The organism is Candidatus Bathyarchaeia archaeon, from assembly GCA_038882715.1.
Classification (GTDB): Archaea; Thermoproteota; Bathyarchaeia; order Bathyarchaeales; family DTEX01; genus DTEX01.
Genome location: JAVZNR010000003.1, coordinates 37,525 through 54,803 on the forward strand (window position 1 = coordinate 37,525; position 17,279 = coordinate 54,803).

General features: G+C 47.5%; 21 protein-coding genes. 12 read left to right on the forward strand and 9 right to left on the reverse strand.

Features of this window, described 5'->3' with window-relative positions:
- Positions 1–66 precede the first annotated feature (66 nt).
- From QXR61_02615 to QXR61_02625, 3 genes are read right to left on the reverse strand one after another with little or no spacing between them, the layout of a single operon-like run.
- On the reverse strand, positions 67–1,110 hold the full coding sequence (locus QXR61_02615; GenBank protein MEM3756843.1) for an SPFH domain-containing protein: 1,044 nt from the start codon (positions 1,108–1,110) through the stop codon (positions 67–69).
- Positions 1,111–1,656: a hypothetical protein gene (locus QXR61_02620; GenBank protein ID MEM3756844.1), complete on the reverse strand. Its 546-nt coding sequence runs from the start codon at positions 1,654–1,656 to the stop codon at positions 1,111–1,113.
- A complete protein-coding gene (locus tag QXR61_02625) occupies positions 1,653–2,000 on the reverse strand; it encodes a hypothetical protein (protein MEM3756845.1) in 348 nt (115 codons plus the stop codon). The genes QXR61_02620 and QXR61_02625 overlap by 4 nt, the downstream gene beginning before the upstream one ends.
- Positions 2,001–2,226: 226 nt before the next feature.
- Here QXR61_02625 and QXR61_02630 point away from each other — a divergent pair, with 226 nt between their 5' ends.
- The 5 genes from QXR61_02630 (at position 2,227) to QXR61_02650 (ending at position 5,927) form a co-directional block, all read left to right on the forward strand.
- Positions 2,227–2,772: a hypothetical protein gene (locus QXR61_02630; protein MEM3756846.1), complete on the forward strand. Its 546-nt coding sequence runs from the start codon at positions 2,227–2,229 to the stop codon at positions 2,770–2,772.
- 70 nt (positions 2,773–2,842) lie between these two features.
- Entirely contained in the window at positions 2,843–3,292 is a 450-nt protein-coding gene (locus tag QXR61_02635; GenBank protein MEM3756847.1) for a hypothetical protein, read from the forward strand.
- Positions 3,293–3,379: 87 nt separating this feature from the next.
- Positions 3,380–4,267, forward strand: a complete 888-nt coding sequence (locus QXR61_02640) for a serine/threonine-protein kinase RIO2 (protein MEM3756848.1) — start codon at positions 3,380–3,382, stop codon at positions 4,265–4,267.
- 47 nt (positions 4,268–4,314) lie between these two features.
- A complete protein-coding gene (locus QXR61_02645) occupies positions 4,315–5,604 on the forward strand; it encodes a DUF460 domain-containing protein (GenBank protein ID MEM3756849.1) in 1,290 nt (429 codons plus the stop codon).
- A gap of 53 nt (positions 5,605–5,657) precedes the next feature.
- Positions 5,658–5,927: a hypothetical protein gene (locus QXR61_02650; GenBank protein MEM3756850.1), complete on the forward strand. Its 270-nt coding sequence runs from the start codon at positions 5,658–5,660 to the stop codon at positions 5,925–5,927.
- A 13-nt stretch (positions 5,928–5,940) separates the two neighbouring features.
- Here QXR61_02650 and QXR61_02655 read toward each other — a convergent pair whose 3' ends face one another.
- Positions 5,941–6,339 carry a nucleoside 2-deoxyribosyltransferase gene (locus QXR61_02655; protein MEM3756851.1) on the reverse strand — a complete coding sequence of 133 codons (399 nt, stop codon included), beginning with the start codon at positions 6,337–6,339 and terminating at the stop codon, positions 5,941–5,943.
- 83 nt (positions 6,340–6,422) lie between these two features.
- Here QXR61_02655 and gcvH point away from each other — a divergent pair, with 83 nt between their 5' ends.
- Both gcvH and QXR61_02665 read left to right on the forward strand, forming a co-directional pair.
- Positions 6,423–6,839 carry a glycine cleavage system protein GcvH gene (gene gcvH / locus QXR61_02660; GenBank protein ID MEM3756852.1) on the forward strand — a complete coding sequence of 139 codons (417 nt, stop codon included), beginning with the start codon at positions 6,423–6,425 and terminating at the stop codon, positions 6,837–6,839.
- Complete coding sequence (locus QXR61_02665; GenBank protein MEM3756853.1) at positions 6,793–8,190, forward strand: FAD-dependent oxidoreductase; 1,398 nt, start codon at positions 6,793–6,795, stop codon at positions 8,188–8,190. Before gcvH ends, QXR61_02665 begins: the two co-directional genes overlap by 47 nt.
- A 45-nt stretch (positions 8,191–8,235) precedes the next feature.
- On the opposite strand, the gene QXR61_02670 is transcribed toward QXR61_02665, so the two are convergent.
- The gene (locus QXR61_02670) at positions 8,236–9,582 is read right to left on the reverse strand and encodes an endonuclease Q family protein (GenBank protein MEM3756854.1); all 1,347 of its coding nucleotides are present in this window, start codon (positions 9,580–9,582) and stop codon (positions 8,236–8,238) included.
- Positions 9,583–9,794: 212 nt separating this feature from the next.
- On the opposite strand from QXR61_02670, the gene QXR61_02675 reads away from it, so the two are divergent.
- Entirely contained in the window at positions 9,795–10,052 is a 258-nt protein-coding gene (locus tag QXR61_02675; GenBank protein MEM3756855.1) for a hypothetical protein, read from the forward strand.
- A gap of 45 nt (positions 10,053–10,097) precedes the next feature.
- Here the strand turns inward: QXR61_02675 and QXR61_02680 are convergent, their stop codons facing one another.
- The 4 genes from QXR61_02680 to QXR61_02695 form a co-directional block, all read right to left on the reverse strand.
- Complete coding sequence (locus QXR61_02680) at positions 10,098–11,267, reverse strand: MFS transporter (protein MEM3756856.1); 1,170 nt, start codon at positions 11,265–11,267, stop codon at positions 10,098–10,100.
- A gap of 170 nt (positions 11,268–11,437) precedes the next feature.
- A complete protein-coding gene (locus tag QXR61_02685) occupies positions 11,438–11,785 on the reverse strand; it encodes a hypothetical protein (protein MEM3756857.1) in 348 nt (115 codons plus the stop codon).
- 86 nt (positions 11,786–11,871) lie between these two features.
- On the reverse strand, positions 11,872–12,192 hold the full coding sequence (locus QXR61_02690; GenBank protein ID MEM3756858.1) for a hypothetical protein: 321 nt from the start codon (positions 12,190–12,192) through the stop codon (positions 11,872–11,874).
- A 54-nt stretch (positions 12,193–12,246) separates the two neighbouring features.
- Positions 12,247–12,846 (reverse strand): VTT domain-containing protein, encoded by a 600-nt coding sequence (locus tag QXR61_02695; GenBank protein ID MEM3756859.1) that lies wholly within the window; start codon positions 12,844–12,846, stop codon positions 12,247–12,249.
- A 158-nt stretch (positions 12,847–13,004) separates the two neighbouring features.
- Between QXR61_02695 and QXR61_02700 the strand changes: the two genes are divergently transcribed.
- The 4 genes from QXR61_02700 (at position 13,005) to tpiA (ending at position 17,272) form a co-directional block, all read left to right on the forward strand.
- Positions 13,005–15,707: a DNA-directed DNA polymerase I gene (locus tag QXR61_02700; GenBank protein MEM3756860.1), complete on the forward strand. Its 2,703-nt coding sequence runs from the start codon at positions 13,005–13,007 to the stop codon at positions 15,705–15,707.
- A gap of 70 nt (positions 15,708–15,777) precedes the next feature.
- Positions 15,778–15,936 (forward strand): hypothetical protein, encoded by a 159-nt coding sequence (locus QXR61_02705; GenBank protein MEM3756861.1) that lies wholly within the window; start codon positions 15,778–15,780, stop codon positions 15,934–15,936.
- A 158-nt stretch (positions 15,937–16,094) separates the two neighbouring features.
- Positions 16,095–16,460: a hypothetical protein gene (locus QXR61_02710; protein ID MEM3756862.1), complete on the forward strand. Its 366-nt coding sequence runs from the start codon at positions 16,095–16,097 to the stop codon at positions 16,458–16,460.
- Positions 16,461–16,570: 110 nt separating this feature from the next.
- Positions 16,571–17,272 carry a triose-phosphate isomerase gene (gene tpiA, locus QXR61_02715; protein MEM3756863.1) on the forward strand — a complete coding sequence of 234 codons (702 nt, stop codon included), beginning with the start codon at positions 16,571–16,573 and terminating at the stop codon, positions 17,270–17,272.
- The last annotated feature ends 7 nt before the right edge of the window (positions 17,273–17,279 follow it).

The following is a 17,279-nucleotide window of genomic DNA, read 5'->3' on the forward strand; positions in this document are numbered from 1 at the left end:
GATCTAGGGAATTGGCGCTGCGCCCGAATCGTCCGTCAGGTTACTCGTTATCATTGCTTAGATCTATTAAGCCAGCTTCTCCCCACAATTTTGGCAGAACTTTGCCCCCGGCTGAACCTCGCTTCCACACTTCGGGCATTTAACTGAAGATTGCAGCAGTGAGCCGCAATTTATGCAGAATTTCGCACCCGCCGGGTTCGCTGTTCCGCATTTCGGGCATGTTAAACCGGCTGCAGCCGCCTGTAGGGGTGCGCCGCAATTGCTGCAGAACTTCGCTGTTGACGGGTTCTGGAAGCCGCATTTTGGACATAATATGAATTGCTGTGCTGGTGCAGCTGGGGCTGCTGGCGGCTGGAATAACGGCGGAATCACCACCACGCCTGCGCCTACGGCTGCGCCGGGGCTTTTCGATAGACTTTCAGCTGTCTTCTGAACCGTCTGCATCCTTAGGACCTCGTTGGCTGAAACCCCAGTTCTAAGGAAGAATATTCTGTCCCTCCACTCAGGTGTAGTGTCGATTCCCTCAAACTTCACGTCGATTAGCTCCAGCCCAATCCTCTTAAAGGCGTCGTAGAGGGCGTTCTTCGCCAAGAAGCTGGTTTCGTCGAGTTTTCCGTAGACTTCGGTTAGCGAGTATTGGCTTAATGTGTCGATTAATCTCTCATTGAAGTATCCTCTAAGAAAATCTTGGAGGCTGCTTGTGGTGTATGCTCCCTGCCCGCCAACAACCTCGTTCACGAAGAGGTTGGGCTCCTCAATCCTAAACCAGAAGCTGCCATAAAACTTTAGGGGAGCCAGCTCCTTAGTTTGGCCCTGGGCGCCGAATCTCCCCTGAAACTGCTTCAGCGAGACAAATATTACTGTTGCTCTGAATGGAACTTTATCGAACCCAGATATAACTGATAACACTTTTGTGAGCAACGGTAAGTTCGCTGTTGTCAGGACATGTCTACCAGCCCTAAAGACATCGTACGCTTTACCATCTCTGAGGAAGACGGCTGCCTCGTACTCGTGAACAATCAGGTTGTCTCCCCAAGCGATCTCCTCACTAGGATACCTCCAGACTATGTCGCTTTCTCTCGCGCCAACCCACTCAATAACCTTAGGCATTTAACCCACCATCCCCCTGAGAATTTGAACTCTTCTATCAATTAATGCGTCCAGCTCCTCGGCTCTCGATATTAATTCATTCATAAGTCTCCTCCACTCTTCTCTTCCGGGCTCGGCTCTAACTAGGGATTCAGCGCCCGCCTTAACTGCCTCAGCCTTTTCTATTAAACTTAAATCATGTTGAATAACCATGTCAAGCTTATCCTCCCTAACTTTAACAGCGTCAAACATCCCAGCGTATCCGGCAACAGCCCTATCTATACGCTGTATTACCCTGTCGAGGCGGGACATAAGTGCATCAAACCTCCAGGCATCTTCGCTGGAAATTTTCTGCGCTATAATGGGGTTAGCTAGGCTTCTTCTCACAGTATCCTTAGCCATCTTAAGCCTATTAACGATCTCCATCCTAACGAGTCTGTCGCTTTCCCTACGCAGCTCTTTCTCCTTATATCCCCGATACCCGGGAATGTAGCCGGCTATTCTCTCCAGCAGCCCCATCTCTCCACGAACCTTCTCCAATTTTTCCGGCTTCTTCTCTTCGCTCATCCTTTTCTCCTCCAATATTCAAGCAAACCTATTGATGCGAGAAGAATAAGCAGTAAGCCAAACAACACTATCACATTTATAAGCCTGTAAAGGGCGAAGGATAAGCCTACGATAAACATTATCAGCCCCCAACTCAAATAATATAAGTAGTCTCCCCGCGCCTTTAAAGCGTAGATAAGCGTATAGGCCCCAAGGGGGCTGATGATAAATGCAATTAAATTTAATGGGTCAAATGCGAGAAGGCCTCCACCATAAATTATCGCCGCCACGCCCAGAGATATGGCGAAAACGAAGAGCGCGCCTAAACCATAACCCATCTTCTCGGATCTCGCAGACTTTTTCATCCAACTACCTTCAGCATTGAAGACTCATTAATAGCTATATTTTTACAGATATAAATCTTCTTAAAGAACAGTATCCTATATTTCTTAGATAGAGGTTTTGTGAAACCTCTCTTAACCTCATCTTTATTGGCTGAAAGCCATACTTCTTAGAATTAAGGCAGGGCGGCAGTAGGCGTTAAAGGCTTATTAAGTTAATCCTAAACAAATATTTCTGTGGCGTTAAAAGATGAAACATAGATTTAAAGAGGCCATAATATTTCTAATATTGCTCATCGCCTTTGGGCTAGCGCCCAGAGAATCTTTATCGGTTAACGCTGCTAACGTGAACGAAGATTTTTCAGCGGTTTTCGTAGAGAGGATCAGTGTATCTCTTAACTGCACAACCGCCGAGCTCCAGGTTTTAAGCATGGTGGTCTCTAACGATATATCGTTAGTGCATTTCCCACCCAAAGTAGATATGGGTAAAAGTGAGCTCGCCAGCGTGGTTAGCATAATAGTCGTCTTTACCAGAACTTTCTCGAGACTAGTGTTCGCCTTCAACAACACTGATACTGAAGCGTCGAGATTACTCGCGGACTCCGTGAAAGGAACCATGGAAGAGGCTTTTGAAGAGGCTTTCACATGGAGCTCCACCGAAATAATTGAAGGGCACTGCGTTGTAACTTATGCTGGTCTAGGTAAGGGCGACTTAACAGGATACCTAAGCTGGCTTATGGATAGATGCTTAGCCCAAGATTTAGGGGGGATTCTCACTCACATTCATCCCAATTAGCGGTGAGGAGAACGCCTTCATCGAGATTATTGCCGATAGGAGCGAGGAGACGGGTGAACTGGTATATCTCATGGCCGTAGGATACTATACCAGCGTGCCGGTTGGGGCTGGACCGCATAAAATAGACTTTCTGAGGCTACTAAATGTTGAGTCGCTTGCCCCCTCAAAGTACGTGTCACCCTTATACTGGGGTACTTCTTCAATCGTGGACTTCGTAATACTCTCTAATGAAACGGTTTCTTATGTAACCTCTGAGCCAGGCGCGGCTGTCCTCTTCTCCAGCGAAAGCCTTGCCTACCCCATGTCTAGGGGCTGGTATATGGTTCCATCGGACTGGCTGGAGCCGCCTCAGCGGTTGCATGTTTTCTTCTCTTTTGGAGATAGCCTCTCACCTGTAGAGAAACTTACCTTAACTTTCAGCGGCCTAATAATACCTGAAATCGACAGCGCAACCCCATTGATCGCCCTAATGCTGGCGGCATCCGCGATCATGGTTATTAAAAGGAGGACCGCTAGATAAAGGATTGCTGCCCATAAATGTCAATATTATTTTCTTTTTAGTCTATGTTAAAGGTTAAATGCCTGAGCTAAGTCTATTCCATTGTCTATGTCTTCAATCGATATCGCCGTGGGGGCGTTACGCCAGCTTGAGGCTGAGGACATAAAGATTCTAGCGAAGATAGAGGTTGACATGAGCCGCCATAAATATGTGCCTGAAAAAGATATTTTGAGGATGAGCGGTTTAGCCGAGAAGGAGATCAAGTATAGGCTTGAGAAGCTAAATGGTTTAGGTCTGATTCACCGTTGGGTCGGCCCCTACATTGGCTACGCTCTGAGCACGGCTGGATACGACTGCTTGGCTTTAAACGCGCTGGTGAAGGCGGGCGTCATAGAGTCTATCGGTAAACCTTTAGGCGTGGGTAAAGAGTCAGACGTCTACGATGCTTTAACTGGGGGCGGTGAGAGGGTAGCCGTGAAATTCCACCGCTTAGGCAGGGTGAGCTTCCGGCAAACTAGAAGGTTTAGGGACTACCTGCTAGATAGAAGGCATGTTTCATGGCTCTATCAGTCGCGTTTGGCTGCTGAGAGGGAGATTGAAGCCCTGAGGCTTGTTTACCCATGCGGCGTATCTGTCCCAAAGCCGATTGGGCATAATAGGCATGTTGTCGTCATGGGTATGATAGAGGGCGAATGCCTATTCAGGCTTAAGGATATACCTAACCCCGAAGCCGTTTTAGATGAAATCCTAGAGAACGTGAGGTTAGCTTACCTTAAATCAGGGGTTATACATGGAGACCTAAGCGAGTTCAACGTGATCTTAACCCCGCTAAACCGCGTGCTGATAATTGATTGGCCCCAATTCGTCAGGGCGAGCCACCCGAACGCCGAGGTCCTACTGAAAAGAGACGTCTGGAACATTATTAAATTTTTTAGGAGAAAATTCGGTGTGATTAAAGGGCTGCAGGAAGCCCTAGACTACGTGAAGACCCTTTGAACCCACCTTCTGTCTTCCCGGTCGGCTTAAACGTTTAAGTATAATTTATGTTTAAGGTATTAATTAGTATGCCAGTCTCTGAAAGGAAGCTTATTGTTGGGGTTGACCCGGGGTTAAATTGCGGGCTAGCTATTCTATCGCTTAACGGTGAGCCGATCCTAATAGAGAGCCATAGAGGCTGGTCCATGTCTAAAATAATTGAGAGGATAATAGGTTTCGGCGAGCCCACAATTATTTCGAGCGATGTTTCCCCGGCCCCAAGCCTTCTTGAGAATCTCGCTAGAAAGCTTAACGCCGTGTTGTTTGAGCCCGCGTTTTCAATGAGCATCGAGGAGAAGCATCGGTTAACGCGGCTTTACGCTGAGCGATATAATGTTAAGGCGGAGAACGCCCATGAGGTTGACGCTTTAGCCGCAGCGATAAAGGCTTATCAGCATTATAAGAGCAAGTTTGATCAGGTTGACGCTAAGCTGAAGGATGCTGGCGGAGAAGTCTCCCCGAACGATGTTAAGGATCTTGTCGCTAGAGGCTACAGCATTTCTAGGGCGATAAAGTTTCTTAGGGAGCGAAGGGTTGAGAAGAGCCCTGTGATCGGAGCCGCCTTAACAAGCGAGGAGAAGATGAAGGAGATCATAGAGAACCTCACGCAGAGGCTTATGCTGGAGAGGGAGAGGAATAGGATTCTGAGGGAGGCGAACAGGGAGCTTCAGCTTAAAGTGAAGGCTTTAGAGGCTGAGATCGAGAGCTTAAGGGAGGCTTTAGAGAAAACTCGTAGCGAGCAGATTCTCCAGATAAGGCGGGAGCGCGAGTTCAGGAAGCTCCATGAGGAGATAAGGGTTCTCAGGGATAAGGTTTCAGAGCAGGAAGCCCAGATAGAAGCGTATAGGCAGATGCTTAGTAGGCTACAATCTTTAAGCGGCTCAGAATCTAGGGAGGGGCTAATCCTGCTAAAGCCGATTGAATCGTTCACTAGAGAGGGACTTGATAAAGCCTTCAAGATATATAATGTCAGGGCGGGAGACGTGGTCTTCATAATGGATCCGAGCGGTGGGGGTTCATCAACCGCTGAAAACCTAGCTAAGAGGGGGGTTAAAGCGGTCATTATTAACGGGGCCATGTCTCATCAGGCTCTAGAGATCTTTGAGAAACATTATATACCGGTAATCCCAGCCGGCGAGCTAAACGTTAAGTGGATTGACGGTTTACCCTACGCTGACCCCAAGGATGTAAAGCGCGTAATTAAGGATGGAAGAACGCTGAGCTCCGTGAACAGCGTTGAATCATTAAAGGAGATTGTAAGGGACTATTTGAGGGAGATCATGGATCAGGAAGCCTAGGCAAAACATTATTATCTTGTTCGGCTCAGTAGATTTATCTTGGGTGCCGGAGAATGGTTCAGGAGTTTATCGAGGTTGAGGATGCCGGAACTTTCAGGCTTGTCGCCGAGCAAGCACCGTTCGTGATACGTAGGGATCCATATTTATTTGCACAGTACTTTTCATCAATGATCTTCATAAATGTCGCTAAGCTGGAGGATAGGGAGGTTAAAAGGCTATTTGACATGTTACGCGGTAAGACGATCGTCGTGAAGAGCCTCGTTAAAGCCTCTTCAATATCAGATTTTCTTGAGAAGGCTGAGGGGGTAAGAAAGCAAACATAGCGCTCTGCGGGATCTAGGGGAAACATCCCTCCCTTAAAAGTCTCTCGAGATCTCTAAAGTTTCTGACGATTACGTCAGAGTGCTCTATTATCCATGGGCTTGGATTTTTAAGCCTGCAGACAACAATGGTCTTCTTACCTTTAAGCTTGGCGTAAAACAGCTCCATGCATGTTCCAGCGGAGAGCCTAGGCATATAGGCGACTAAGACATCGCATCTATCAATATCTTCAAGATCCCTTTTAATGAAGTCCCTTGGAAGAGCCTGACCAGCCCGATAAACTATTTTTTCGCGGAGCCACGGGTCTATAACCTCGTAGCCATGCTTCGCTAGAATGCTTCTTATCCTATCCCTATAGTTCTGCCTGCCCTCCATCCCCTGAATGGGCCCCGAAATAAAAGCTACTTTAGCCATTCTTCGCCCGCGCCCTCTTCAATTATATTAACGTTAATTTTAAATTAAGAGAGCCCGTAGATATTCGTTTAAGGTGAAGGAGTATGGTTAATGTTGAAGGATACGAGGTTCTTGAGGGGCTCTACTATTCTAGAGAGTGGATGTGGGTTAAGATTGAGGATCGTAGGGCTAGGATAGGCGTAACCGACTATGCGCAGAAGCAGATGCGTGAAATAGTATTCGCTGAGCTACCGGGCGTCGGGGCAGACGTTAGGCGCGGGGAACCCTTCGGGACAATTGAATCCGTTAAAGCCGTCTCCGACCTAGTCTCCCCATTAAGCGGAAGAGTTGTCGAAGTGAACGATAGGGTGAGCGAGAGGCCGGAGCTAATCAATGAAGACCCATACGGCGAAGGCTGGCTTATAATTATTGAGCCAGCAAACCTTGAAGAAGACCTTAAGGCGCTAATGACCTTTGAGCAGGCTGTTGAATGGTATAGGGAAATCGCCAAGAAGAGTTGAAGGCAAGATGGCTAGGAAAATAATTATTATCGGGGCTCACGCAGCCGGCTGCGACGCCGCTGCAGCCGCGAGGCTTACCGATAGAGAGGCTGAGATAATTCTGCTTACAAATGAGCGCTACGCCGGATACTCTCGATGCGGGCTGCCCTTCGTCATAGGCGGACACATAAGGAGCTTCCAGGACCTAATTGTTTTCCCGCAATCCTACTTTAAGATGAATAGGTTGGACCTGAGGCTTGAATCAAACGTCACAAACATCGACGTTAACGCTAAAACCGTTGAAGTCCAATATAAGGATGGTAGCATAGAAAAACTCCAATACGACAGCCTTATAATCGCTACTGGCGCGAGGCCCGCTATGCCGCCTATTAAGGGCAGGGAGAAGCAGGGCGTCTACGTGCTGAGAACAATCGACGACGGAGAAAGGATTGATCAGGCGGTTAAGGAGGCTAAGTCGGCGGTCGTTATCGGGGCGGGCTTAATTGGCCTAGAGCTAGGCGTCGCGTTCGTTGAGCGGGGTTTAAAGACAACTGTCGTGGAGCTTCTGCCCCAGATTCTCCCAGCGATGCTTGACAAGGACGTAGCCGACTTCGTTCAGAGGGAGCTGGAGAAGAATAATTTGAGGATAGTTACTGGGAAGTCCGTTGAAGAAATATTAGGCGGCGAGAAGGTTACCGGCGTAGCTGTAGCCGGCGAACAGATTCAAGCCGACATAGTGGTTGTGGCGACCGGCGTTAGAGGAAACGTTGAGTTAGCCCAGAAAGCCGGCATAGAGCTCGGAGAAACAAAGCTGATTAAAGTTAACATGCGCATGGAGACTAATGTTAAAGACGTTTACGCATGCGGGGACTGCGTTGAATCAATAAACCTCATCACTAAACGCCCAACAGTATGCCAGCTGGGGACAACAGCCGTCCGCCAAGCGAGGGTCGCTGGGATAAACGCCGCTGGCGGATACGCCATATTTCCAGGCGTCTTGGGGGCAGCCGTCACAAAACTATTTGATTTAGAGATAGGCGCCGTGGGTTTAACGGAGGCCTTCGCTAAGAGGGCCGGTATAGAGACTGTTTCCATGACGCTTAGCGGTAAGACTAGGGCATCGTATTATCCGGGCGCCATGCCGCTGAGGATAAAGCTCATCGCCGACAAGGAGACCGAGAAGATTGTTGGAGCCCAGATAGTCGGCGGGGAAGGCGTGGCTCAGAGGATAAACGCCTTATCCTTCGCAATACTTAAAGAGATGAGCGTTAAAGAGCTTGCGAAGGCTGAGACATGCTATGCGCCGCCCCTCTCTGAAACATGGGATCCCATGATATTGACGGCTCAAGCGCTTCTCCGAAGAATTAAGTAGTTTTCTACTCCCCTCACTTTTTTCTAATCGCCCTAAACATATTTTTCAGAAGAAGTCTGAGAGAGACCTCTGCCTAGCGCCCTCGACACCTCTCTTCTTCGGCTCTTCTCTATCCGCCTTATCTGATTCAGCGTCGCCTTCAGCTTCCCTCGCTACACCTAAACCCTTCTCGGGGAAAATTATTATCTGCCCATAAACGCCGTCATACCCCGGGATAACTTTAACCCTCCCCTCCCTAACCCTCACTACGGCTTCAGCTATTAGCGGGTTCGCTGCCCTCGCTATCTCATCGAAGCCAGCGTCCATTAGAACAGCGTACTCGTTGCCGAACCTAGATATTAAAGCATTATATATGCTCCAAACCCTCTGGGAGCTTGGGGAGTTTGCGCCTATAACCGCCGATATAACCTCCGATAATGGAAGGAGATGCATGTATCCGGGTGAGTTGGGGGGCCTAAAGCCATACGGCCTATCGGCCAGCTCCTCCACGCGTTGCTCAACCCCCTTCGTAAGCCTCTTATGGCATACCGGACACTTATTCCCAGCTTTTATCGCTTCTTCAGGTGGAAGGGAGACGCCGCAGGCCCTGTGCCCGCTCCAATGGTATTTACCGTACGCGGGGTCGGTTTCGATCGTAAGCTTAAGGATGTTAGCGTCCTTCCTCCTTATGGAGTCTACTATGTCTAGGTATGTTAAGCGTTTAACATCGAAGAGGTTTGCTTCACGGCCGATCCTCCAAGGCCAGCTGGAGTGCGAGTCGCTGTTCGATAGAAGCGTGAACCTGTCTAGGGCGCTTAGGCGCCAGTTCATCGGCGGATTGGACGATAGGCCGGTCTCTAGGGCATATATGTGCTTCACCATGTCTTGGTAGCAGTCCTCCATCCTATCGAATCCGCTGAACGCCCCGAAGACGCTGAACCATGGCGTCCAAGCGTGCGCTGGAAAGACTATGTTGTCGCCTGAGACCTCGATGACCTCCTCGACGAGCTGGGCTGCAGACATGTTTAAAGTTGGTCTGCCGTCGGCTTCTAGGTCGCCGTACTTGGATAAGCGGTCGTTTATCTGCTCGGCGACCTCTATGCTCGGCGTTAAAATTACGTGGTGAACCTTTTTGCTCTCGCCGTTGAAGGAGAAGACCGTTGAAACCTCCCCTGTGATCATGAACCATACTTGGGCTCCCGGCATGCTTACGGGCTCGTAGAGACCTATCCCATAAGCGTCCTCCAGGTTCTCTTTAAGCTCGCGGAGCCATTTCGGATGCGTGAAGTCTCCTGTTCCAACGAGCGTTAAGCCCTTAATCTGAGAGAAGCGAACTATCTTAGGAATATTCATGTTTGTGCTTGTGGCTCGACTATACCTGCTATGTATATGTAGGTCAGCTATAACCCTCATGCTTGTCGGCAACCAGATATTATTCAATTAAATATGCATATAACTTCCTTAAGAACATTTTAGGCGCATAAGCGGCTGAAAACCGGGTGTAAGAGCCCGCCTTATACGGCGATATTATTCTGGAAATGCTCTGAATAATAGATCATCTAATATACTTTGGAACCCATCCTTTTATTTGGAGGGTTTAAGGGGCGCGGGGCGCAGCCTAGGAAATGTTTGAAGAGTGGATTGAGAAAAACATGGCTAAGATAAGCCTCTATTTTAGGAGCGGATCCGGCAGCTTAAAGTTTAGGTGTCCGCTATGCGGTAAGCCTTTACGTAAGCGTAGCCTCGCCGGAAAGTTCGAGTGTAGGAACCCTAAATGCAAGCTTATATACGTTGAGCTTAGAGAGGGCGAAGTTAGGTTTCACGTGGAGCCAATAATGAACATAAAATATGATATCAGCCGCCTCATCCGGGTTGAAATATAGGTTGCAGGGGGCCTTTCGCACTTCCGCAGTTCAGCATCCGGCTGTTTAAGCGGCTACTATAAGGGCTGAGGTTGCGAGCACCAGTATGGCGGCTGAGACGAATGGTGCGGTCGGCCCGAAAGCCTCGTAAATCACCATGAAGAATATTGGTCCGGTGAGTCCTCCGGCGTCCATGAATGTTCGGTATACTCCCATGGCGCTTCCCCTGAGGGATTGCGGAGCTAGGTCGGATAGGAGAACCATTAGGGATGTTAGAACCATGCCGCGCCCGAAACCCTCCACGAAAGATATTGTGGAGATTATGAGGCTTGAAGCTGGCGCATTTGTGTAGGTGTAGAGGCTTAGGGCTTCTATCAGCATTCCGGCGGCGATTACCGGTTTTCTCCCTATCCTGTCTGAGAGCCTGCCCGATATGGCTGTGGAGGCTATTATGCCGAGCGTTCTCATGCTGGTGATTACGCCTATAATCTCGACAGGCACGTTTAGGTGGAGGTTTAGGAAGAGCGGGAAAACGGTGCCTGCTATGCCTGTCCAGACAAACATTCTTGAGAAGGAGCCTATGTAGACTGATGTGAGCCCCATGTTCCTTAATCCGGGGAGAACTTTTCTGATGGATAGCAGTTTTCCTCTGCTTTCAAATCTTTTTGCGCCCACCTGCCGTAAGCCCTCGGAGAGGTAGGCTATGGTGAACGATGCGGCGCCCAGTATGGCGGATACTGCGAAAACTTGCCTGTAACCCGTTATGCTCGCCATGAAGCTGCCTATCGGGGCTCCAATGAAGCTGCCTATGAACTCTATTGATTGGAAGGTTCCTAGGGCGGTGCCCCTGCCCGAGTGGAATATGTCGAATATTATGGCTGAGCTGCTCATGAAGAATAGGCCTGTCCCTAAGCCCCATAGGGTTCTCCCAGCTATTAAAATATATATGTTGTTGGCTAGTGAGCAGAGCGCTGCCCCGATAGTGGATGCGGCTAAACCCAGTATTAGGAGGATGCGCCTGCCCACAATGTCGGATAAAACTCCCGACGGGATCTCTAGGAAAACCCGGAAGAAGAACCATACGGAGGATACTAGGCCAACCATGACGCCTGAAGGGTCTAGTTCGTAGGCGAATATGGGGAGGAAAGCCGAAACAAGGCTCATGTTTATCATGAGCATGAAGGAGGCGGCTAAAATCTCAAAGTATGCTCTTGGGTAGTTTTTCAGGAACCCCATTACAGTCATCGGGCCGCCGAGTTATTAACGAAACTAGTGTTTTTGCATCAACTTGCTTTTATATGTTACCTGAATCTCGCGTTAGCCTATCGGGCCCTTAAGCCGGGTTTCTAGGCCTAATGGGCTTAAGACGGTGGATAAAAAAGGGTTGTTGATGGTTTTTCGGTTTTCTAGGTTTCAGCGGCCTTTGAAGGGGCCGGCGGCCTAGTTCTGTACATCTGTATTCCCTGCGCGGCTATCTTTGAGGCGATGTAGCCGAGCACGAGTATTAGCAGTATTGGGATAATGTAGGCGACTACGCGTGTGATTATTATTGCTAGGCCGCTCATAAGTTCCCCCGCTCCTTGACCGTTGATCCTAGGCGCCGGGATCAGCTCCGCGAACGCCGCCAGCCTTTCCGGGTAGAGCAGTAGGATTAGGCCGCTGTAAAATGTGAAGGCGAGTAAAGCTACCCCGACGAAGAACACTATTATGCCGGATATGGATCCAACCTTGCTAAGTGAGTCAGAATTGCTCAATTTAAGCTATCACCCTAATTCTTTTCTGAACAGTTCTTAATTGAAGTTAAAGTGGAGCCGTATCTTATAAGACTTATCGCCGCTATCTATTTTATAATTGTTTCCCACCTACTCCCGCATCCCTCATATATTTCCTTAACCTTCGCAATGTGTTCTCTTAGGGCGTCTAGGATGAAGGCTTCGAGGGAATAGTGCCGCTTCGACTTGAGCTTCATCGTCCACTCTATATCTCTAACCAGATAGTCGGGTATCCCGATCTCAACAAAGTTCTCTTTTAGCCATCTTCTCACGGCTGCTTTTACGGTGACGTAGCGGCCTCCGGGTAGGCCTACAATCTTACCCTCGTCTTCGAGCTGCTGGAGGGCTTCGTAGACCCGATATATGTCGATTAGCTGGATTTGCGGCATTTTAGCGCAGACAAAAGTATATCTTTTCTGGCAGAGACCCGATTCTTCAACGCTTTAGTCTCCGTTCAATGGAAAAAGCTTCTCCCAGTCTATCTTAAACATGGCGACGATTATCAGCGCTAGAAGAACAGTTGTCACCAGCATCGTTAATAGAATGTTTTCCCCTCCGCCGAAAACCATCTCTATGAAGGTTATTGAGAGGCGGCCGCCTAAAGCCAATATAAAGCTCATTAATATTTTTCCGGCTAAGCATGGTATAAGAGCCTTAACGAAGCTATAACGCATTATCCCTAGAGGTATAAAGAGCAGGTCGTCTGGAAGCGGTGTGAGGGAAAAGGCGAAGATCGCTAAGGGACCATATCGATTAAAAACCTTCAGCATATACTCCATCTTCCTCTTCCTCTCATCACTTATGACTGCTCTGCCGAGGTAACCCATAACGTAGCCTGAGAACTCACCTAAGGCCGCTCCAATCCCGGCGGAAAAAGCCAATAGAACCGGATCCAACCATTTGCCAAGCGTAAATATTATTATCGTGTAGGGTATTGGGACAACGATTGATAATGTCCCTATAAAGCATACAAAAAATATTCCTAGATAACCATATTGAAGCGCGATTTCTCTTAACCAAGCGTTGATTTGGTCGGAAGACAATAAATCCTGCATAACACTAATCCAATTCAACATTTGGTCATCAGCCAGTAAACCAGCACCTAAATATCTAAGGCATTATATTGCTTAAAAATGTTTTTAGCAGCGCTCAGAAATTTTAAATTCTCTAAAACACACATATATTTTTGGATAGGTTAAGGATGCAGCAGCAAAAAAGTTTGGACGAGTTTTACCGCGTGTTTAAGACTGAAAAACGGGAGGATAACGGAGAGCTAGCGTCAAATTTAGATGAAGAAGCGGAATTTGAGGAAGAGGTTATTCAAGAGCTACCGAAGTATGCTGAAGAAGAAAGGTTCGCGCCGAAAAATCTGCCGCCCTCATACTTGGTCTCAGCCGGCTATGATGGTTCTAGGAGGGTTGCCTACCTAAAGCTCTATGAGCCGGCTTCACAGCGAATATACTTTTGGTACGATAATACGGGCCATAAACCCTATCTGCTAACCAACATTCCAGTAGAGGAGCTTGAGAAGCTTGAGAGGGTTGTTAATCATCCGGGCTTTGATCACTTAGAAAGGGTTGAAAAATATGATGCTTTGTTTGACCGGAAAATCACTGTGACCAGAGTTGTCGCAAAAGACCCGCTTGCTATCGGCGGCAAACCGAAGGGCTGCTTAAGAGAAATAATCCCGGAAGACTACGCGGCCACTTTCGGAAGGTTGAGGGAGGCTAAGGTTTGGGAGGCCACGATTAAATATTATCAATGCTACATTTACGATAGGGGTCTTCAGCCGGGCATGCTCTATAAAATTGAAAACGGTGAACTACATCCATATAGGCATGAGGAGGCTGAAGAAAACATTAAGAAGATAGCTGAGGGTCTGTTAAGGGAGGCTGAAGGCGACCTTATACCGTACATAGAAGATTGGGCTAGGCTTCTTGAGTATCCTGCTACAAAGATGCGTCGCGTGGCCCTTGACATAGAGGTTTATTCGCCTATTGCGACGCGTGTTCCAGATCCGGAAGAGGCTTCTCAGCCGGTAATATGTGCTTCGCTAGTTGATTCAGATGGGCGTAAAAGGGTTTTACTTCTTAAACGCGCTGGCATCGAAGAAGGTGATATGAATCTTCCAAGTGATGTCTCAATAGAATTTTACGCTTCGGAGAGGGATCTAATACAGTCGATCTTTAATGCATTAAACGATTATCCTTTCGTGATAACCTTTAATGGAGACGACTTCGACCTCAATTACCTTTATCATAGAGCGAAGAATCTAGGGTTCTCGAAGAGTGACGTCCCAATAGATAGGAGCCAGAAGACCTGCCTATTGAAGTACGGCGTCCACATTGATCTTTACAGGTTCTTCTTAAACAGGTCGATTCAAATATATGCTTTCGGACAGAAATATCGCAACGCAACCCTAGACGAGATTGCACGAGCTCTGCTAGGTAAATCTAAAATTGAGTTGACGAAGCCCCTATCCGAAATCTCCTACGGCGAGCTCGCAAGGTACTGTCTTAACGATGCTGAAATAACTCTGGAGCTCACTTCCTACAACGATGATCTTGTGATGAAGCTTCTAATGGCATTAACTAGGATAAGCCGAATGCCCATGGAGGACGTGAGCAGGCAGGGCGTTTCAAAGTGGATTCGCAGCTTCATATACTATGAGCACCGTAGGAGAAACATCCTTATCCCAAACAGCGACGACATAGTTAGCGCCAGGGGGACAACGGTGACGAAAGCTATCATTAAAGGTAAGAAGTATATGGGCGCTATAGTTGTTAAGCCGACTCCCGGAGTGCACTTCAACGTAGCCGTAATGGACTTTCAAAGCCTGTATCCATCCATAATTAAGGTTTACAATTTAGGCTATCAAACTGTGAGATGCCCGCATGAGGAATGCAGAGACAATATTGTTCCTGAAACACCCCACTGGATATGTAGAAAACATAGGGCGCTTGAAAGCGCGCTTATAGGCTCACTGAGAGACTTAAGGGTTAAATGGTATAAGCCTAAAGCCAAGGACAAATCCCTTCCAAGCGAGCAGCGAAACTGGTACAATGTGATACAGAGCGCGTTAAAGGTTATTTTAAATGCTTCTTACGGCGTCTTTGGAGCTGAAATATTCGATCTTTATTGTCCACCCGCTGCTGAGGCGACAGCAGCCATAGGGAGAAGCATAATCACTCAAACGATAAATAAGGCTCGTGAACTAGGGATCGAGGTAATATATGGCGACACCGATAGCCTCTTCCTTAAGAACCCGATCTCCGAGCAAATTAAAACTCTGTCCGAGTGGGCTGAAAAGTCTCTGGGAATGGAACTAGATGTCGACAAATATTATCGATATGCTGTTTTAAGCTCGAGGAAAAAGAATTATTTAGGGGTTTTAGAGGACGGGAGCGTGGATGTTAAGGGGCTCACTGGAAAGAAGCGGCATATACCATTATTCATAAAAAGATATTTTGACAAGATTGAGGACATATTAAGCCGCGTTAAAACACCGGCTGAATTCGATGTGGCGAAAAAGGAAATCGAGAAGACGATACGCGAATGCTACATGAAGCTCAAGAACCGCGAGTGGGAAGACATAAACGATTTAGCCTTCGAGGTCGTTTTGGGGAAAGTGCCGGGAGCGTACGATAAAACCACACCTCAGCACGTGAAAGCCGCGCTCATACTTATGGCTAAAGGCGTCGAGATAAAGGCAGGAGACACAATAAGGTTCGTGAAGGTCACTAGGGAACCGTTTGTTAAACCAGTCCAGCTGGCAACGTCGAAGGAGATAGATGTCGACAAATACGTCAGCTACTTGAGGTCAACGTTCGACCAGATTCTAGATGCATTAAACTTGGAGTTCGATGAAATAATAGGGTTAACGAGGCTCGAACAATTTATGTGATGGAGCGAAACCCAGAACGGCGTTTTGCCCTACAATAATGTCTTTTAAATGAGAACGGGGTTGAGGGTTTATGGGTAAGCGTTTAAGGGCTGGAGGATTCGGCATAAAGATAGGAACGACGAAGTCTAGAAAGACCATAAAGTTTTTCTCGCTGGAAAATCATCTAGCTAATGGTGTTTTCAGCCTATCTACTTTTAGATTTATTCCTTTAAAGTCGCATGGCGCTTAATGTGCTCTCTCAATATAGAAAGTATTTACGTTAAGAAACTCTTGAGCCCAATGTAATTATGTGTAGATCTTTCAGAGATACATGAGGCTATTAACAAATATTAATAGCGCGACCCTCGCATAGATCTTTAAATTCCCCTAAAATGGAAGGGGTCTAATGTGGCGGAGCCCATAGGGAGGAAATCTATAAGGAAGACTTTGGAGAGCTTGAAGACCTACGTAAACCTTAAATCTGACCTCTTTAAAGTCGAGGAGAAATGCTTCTACAAGATGCTCGAGGACATTAAGAGAGAGATTGATGAGGAAGATAAGAGTAAAAAGGAGATAGATTTCATAAGCACAGTTCTAGACTACAGCAACAGTGTAAGCGACCTGATTAGAGCTCTACTATTATATATTGAGGCCCTCGAATCCTACATATCTGAACTCGACGAAACATTTGATAGCCTACTAGAGGACGCGAAGAAAACGGCTGAACAGCAGATACAGGAGATAAAACGCGACAAGCCACCATTCTATGGCTGATGCTGATATGGAAGGCGGCTAAAGTCGCGCCGTTTTTAAGCATCATTTTTATCCTTAAACTTTAAATCATTTAGACAGAATAATGTTGGCTAAGCTACGGGGAGAAAAGCATGTTGAAATACAGTAATGTTAAGACCCCGATAATAATAGTGAACTTTAAGACTTATGCAGAAGCCACAGGTGAAAAGGCTGTTAAGCTTTCCGAGATGGCTGAGAAAGCCAGTGTTGAGACAGGCGTATGTATAGGTGTGGCTCCGCAGTTCGTAGACATATCTATAGTTGCGAGAAGGGTTAGCATACCAGTCTTCTCCCAACATATCGATCCAATAGGCTATGGAAGCTTTACCGGACACGTTCTTCCAGAATCAGTAAAAGAAGCCGGCGCTATTGGAACATTGATCAACCATTCTGAAAGAAGGCTTAAACTAGCCGACATAGATGCCGCCATAACGAGGGCGCGTGAGGTTGGTTTAATCTCAGTTGTTTGCAGCAATAACACGCCTGTGAGCGCTTCAGCCGCAGCCCTAAAACCAGACATGATTGCCGTAGAGCCACCGGAGCTCATAGGCACAGGTATACCGGTTTCAAAGGCTAAACCAGAAGTCGTTACGAGCACCGTTAAGGCAGTCAAAAGGATCAACCCTGAAGTCGTAGTCCTATGTGGGGCCGGAATAACCAACGGTGACGACGTCGCCGCAGCGATAAGGCTTGGAACCGAAGGTATCCTCGTGGCCAGCGGCGTAGTGAAGGCTAAAGATCCATATAAGGTTATGATTGATTTTGCGGAGGCCGCGCTTAGAGCTCAGCACTAAAAACTCG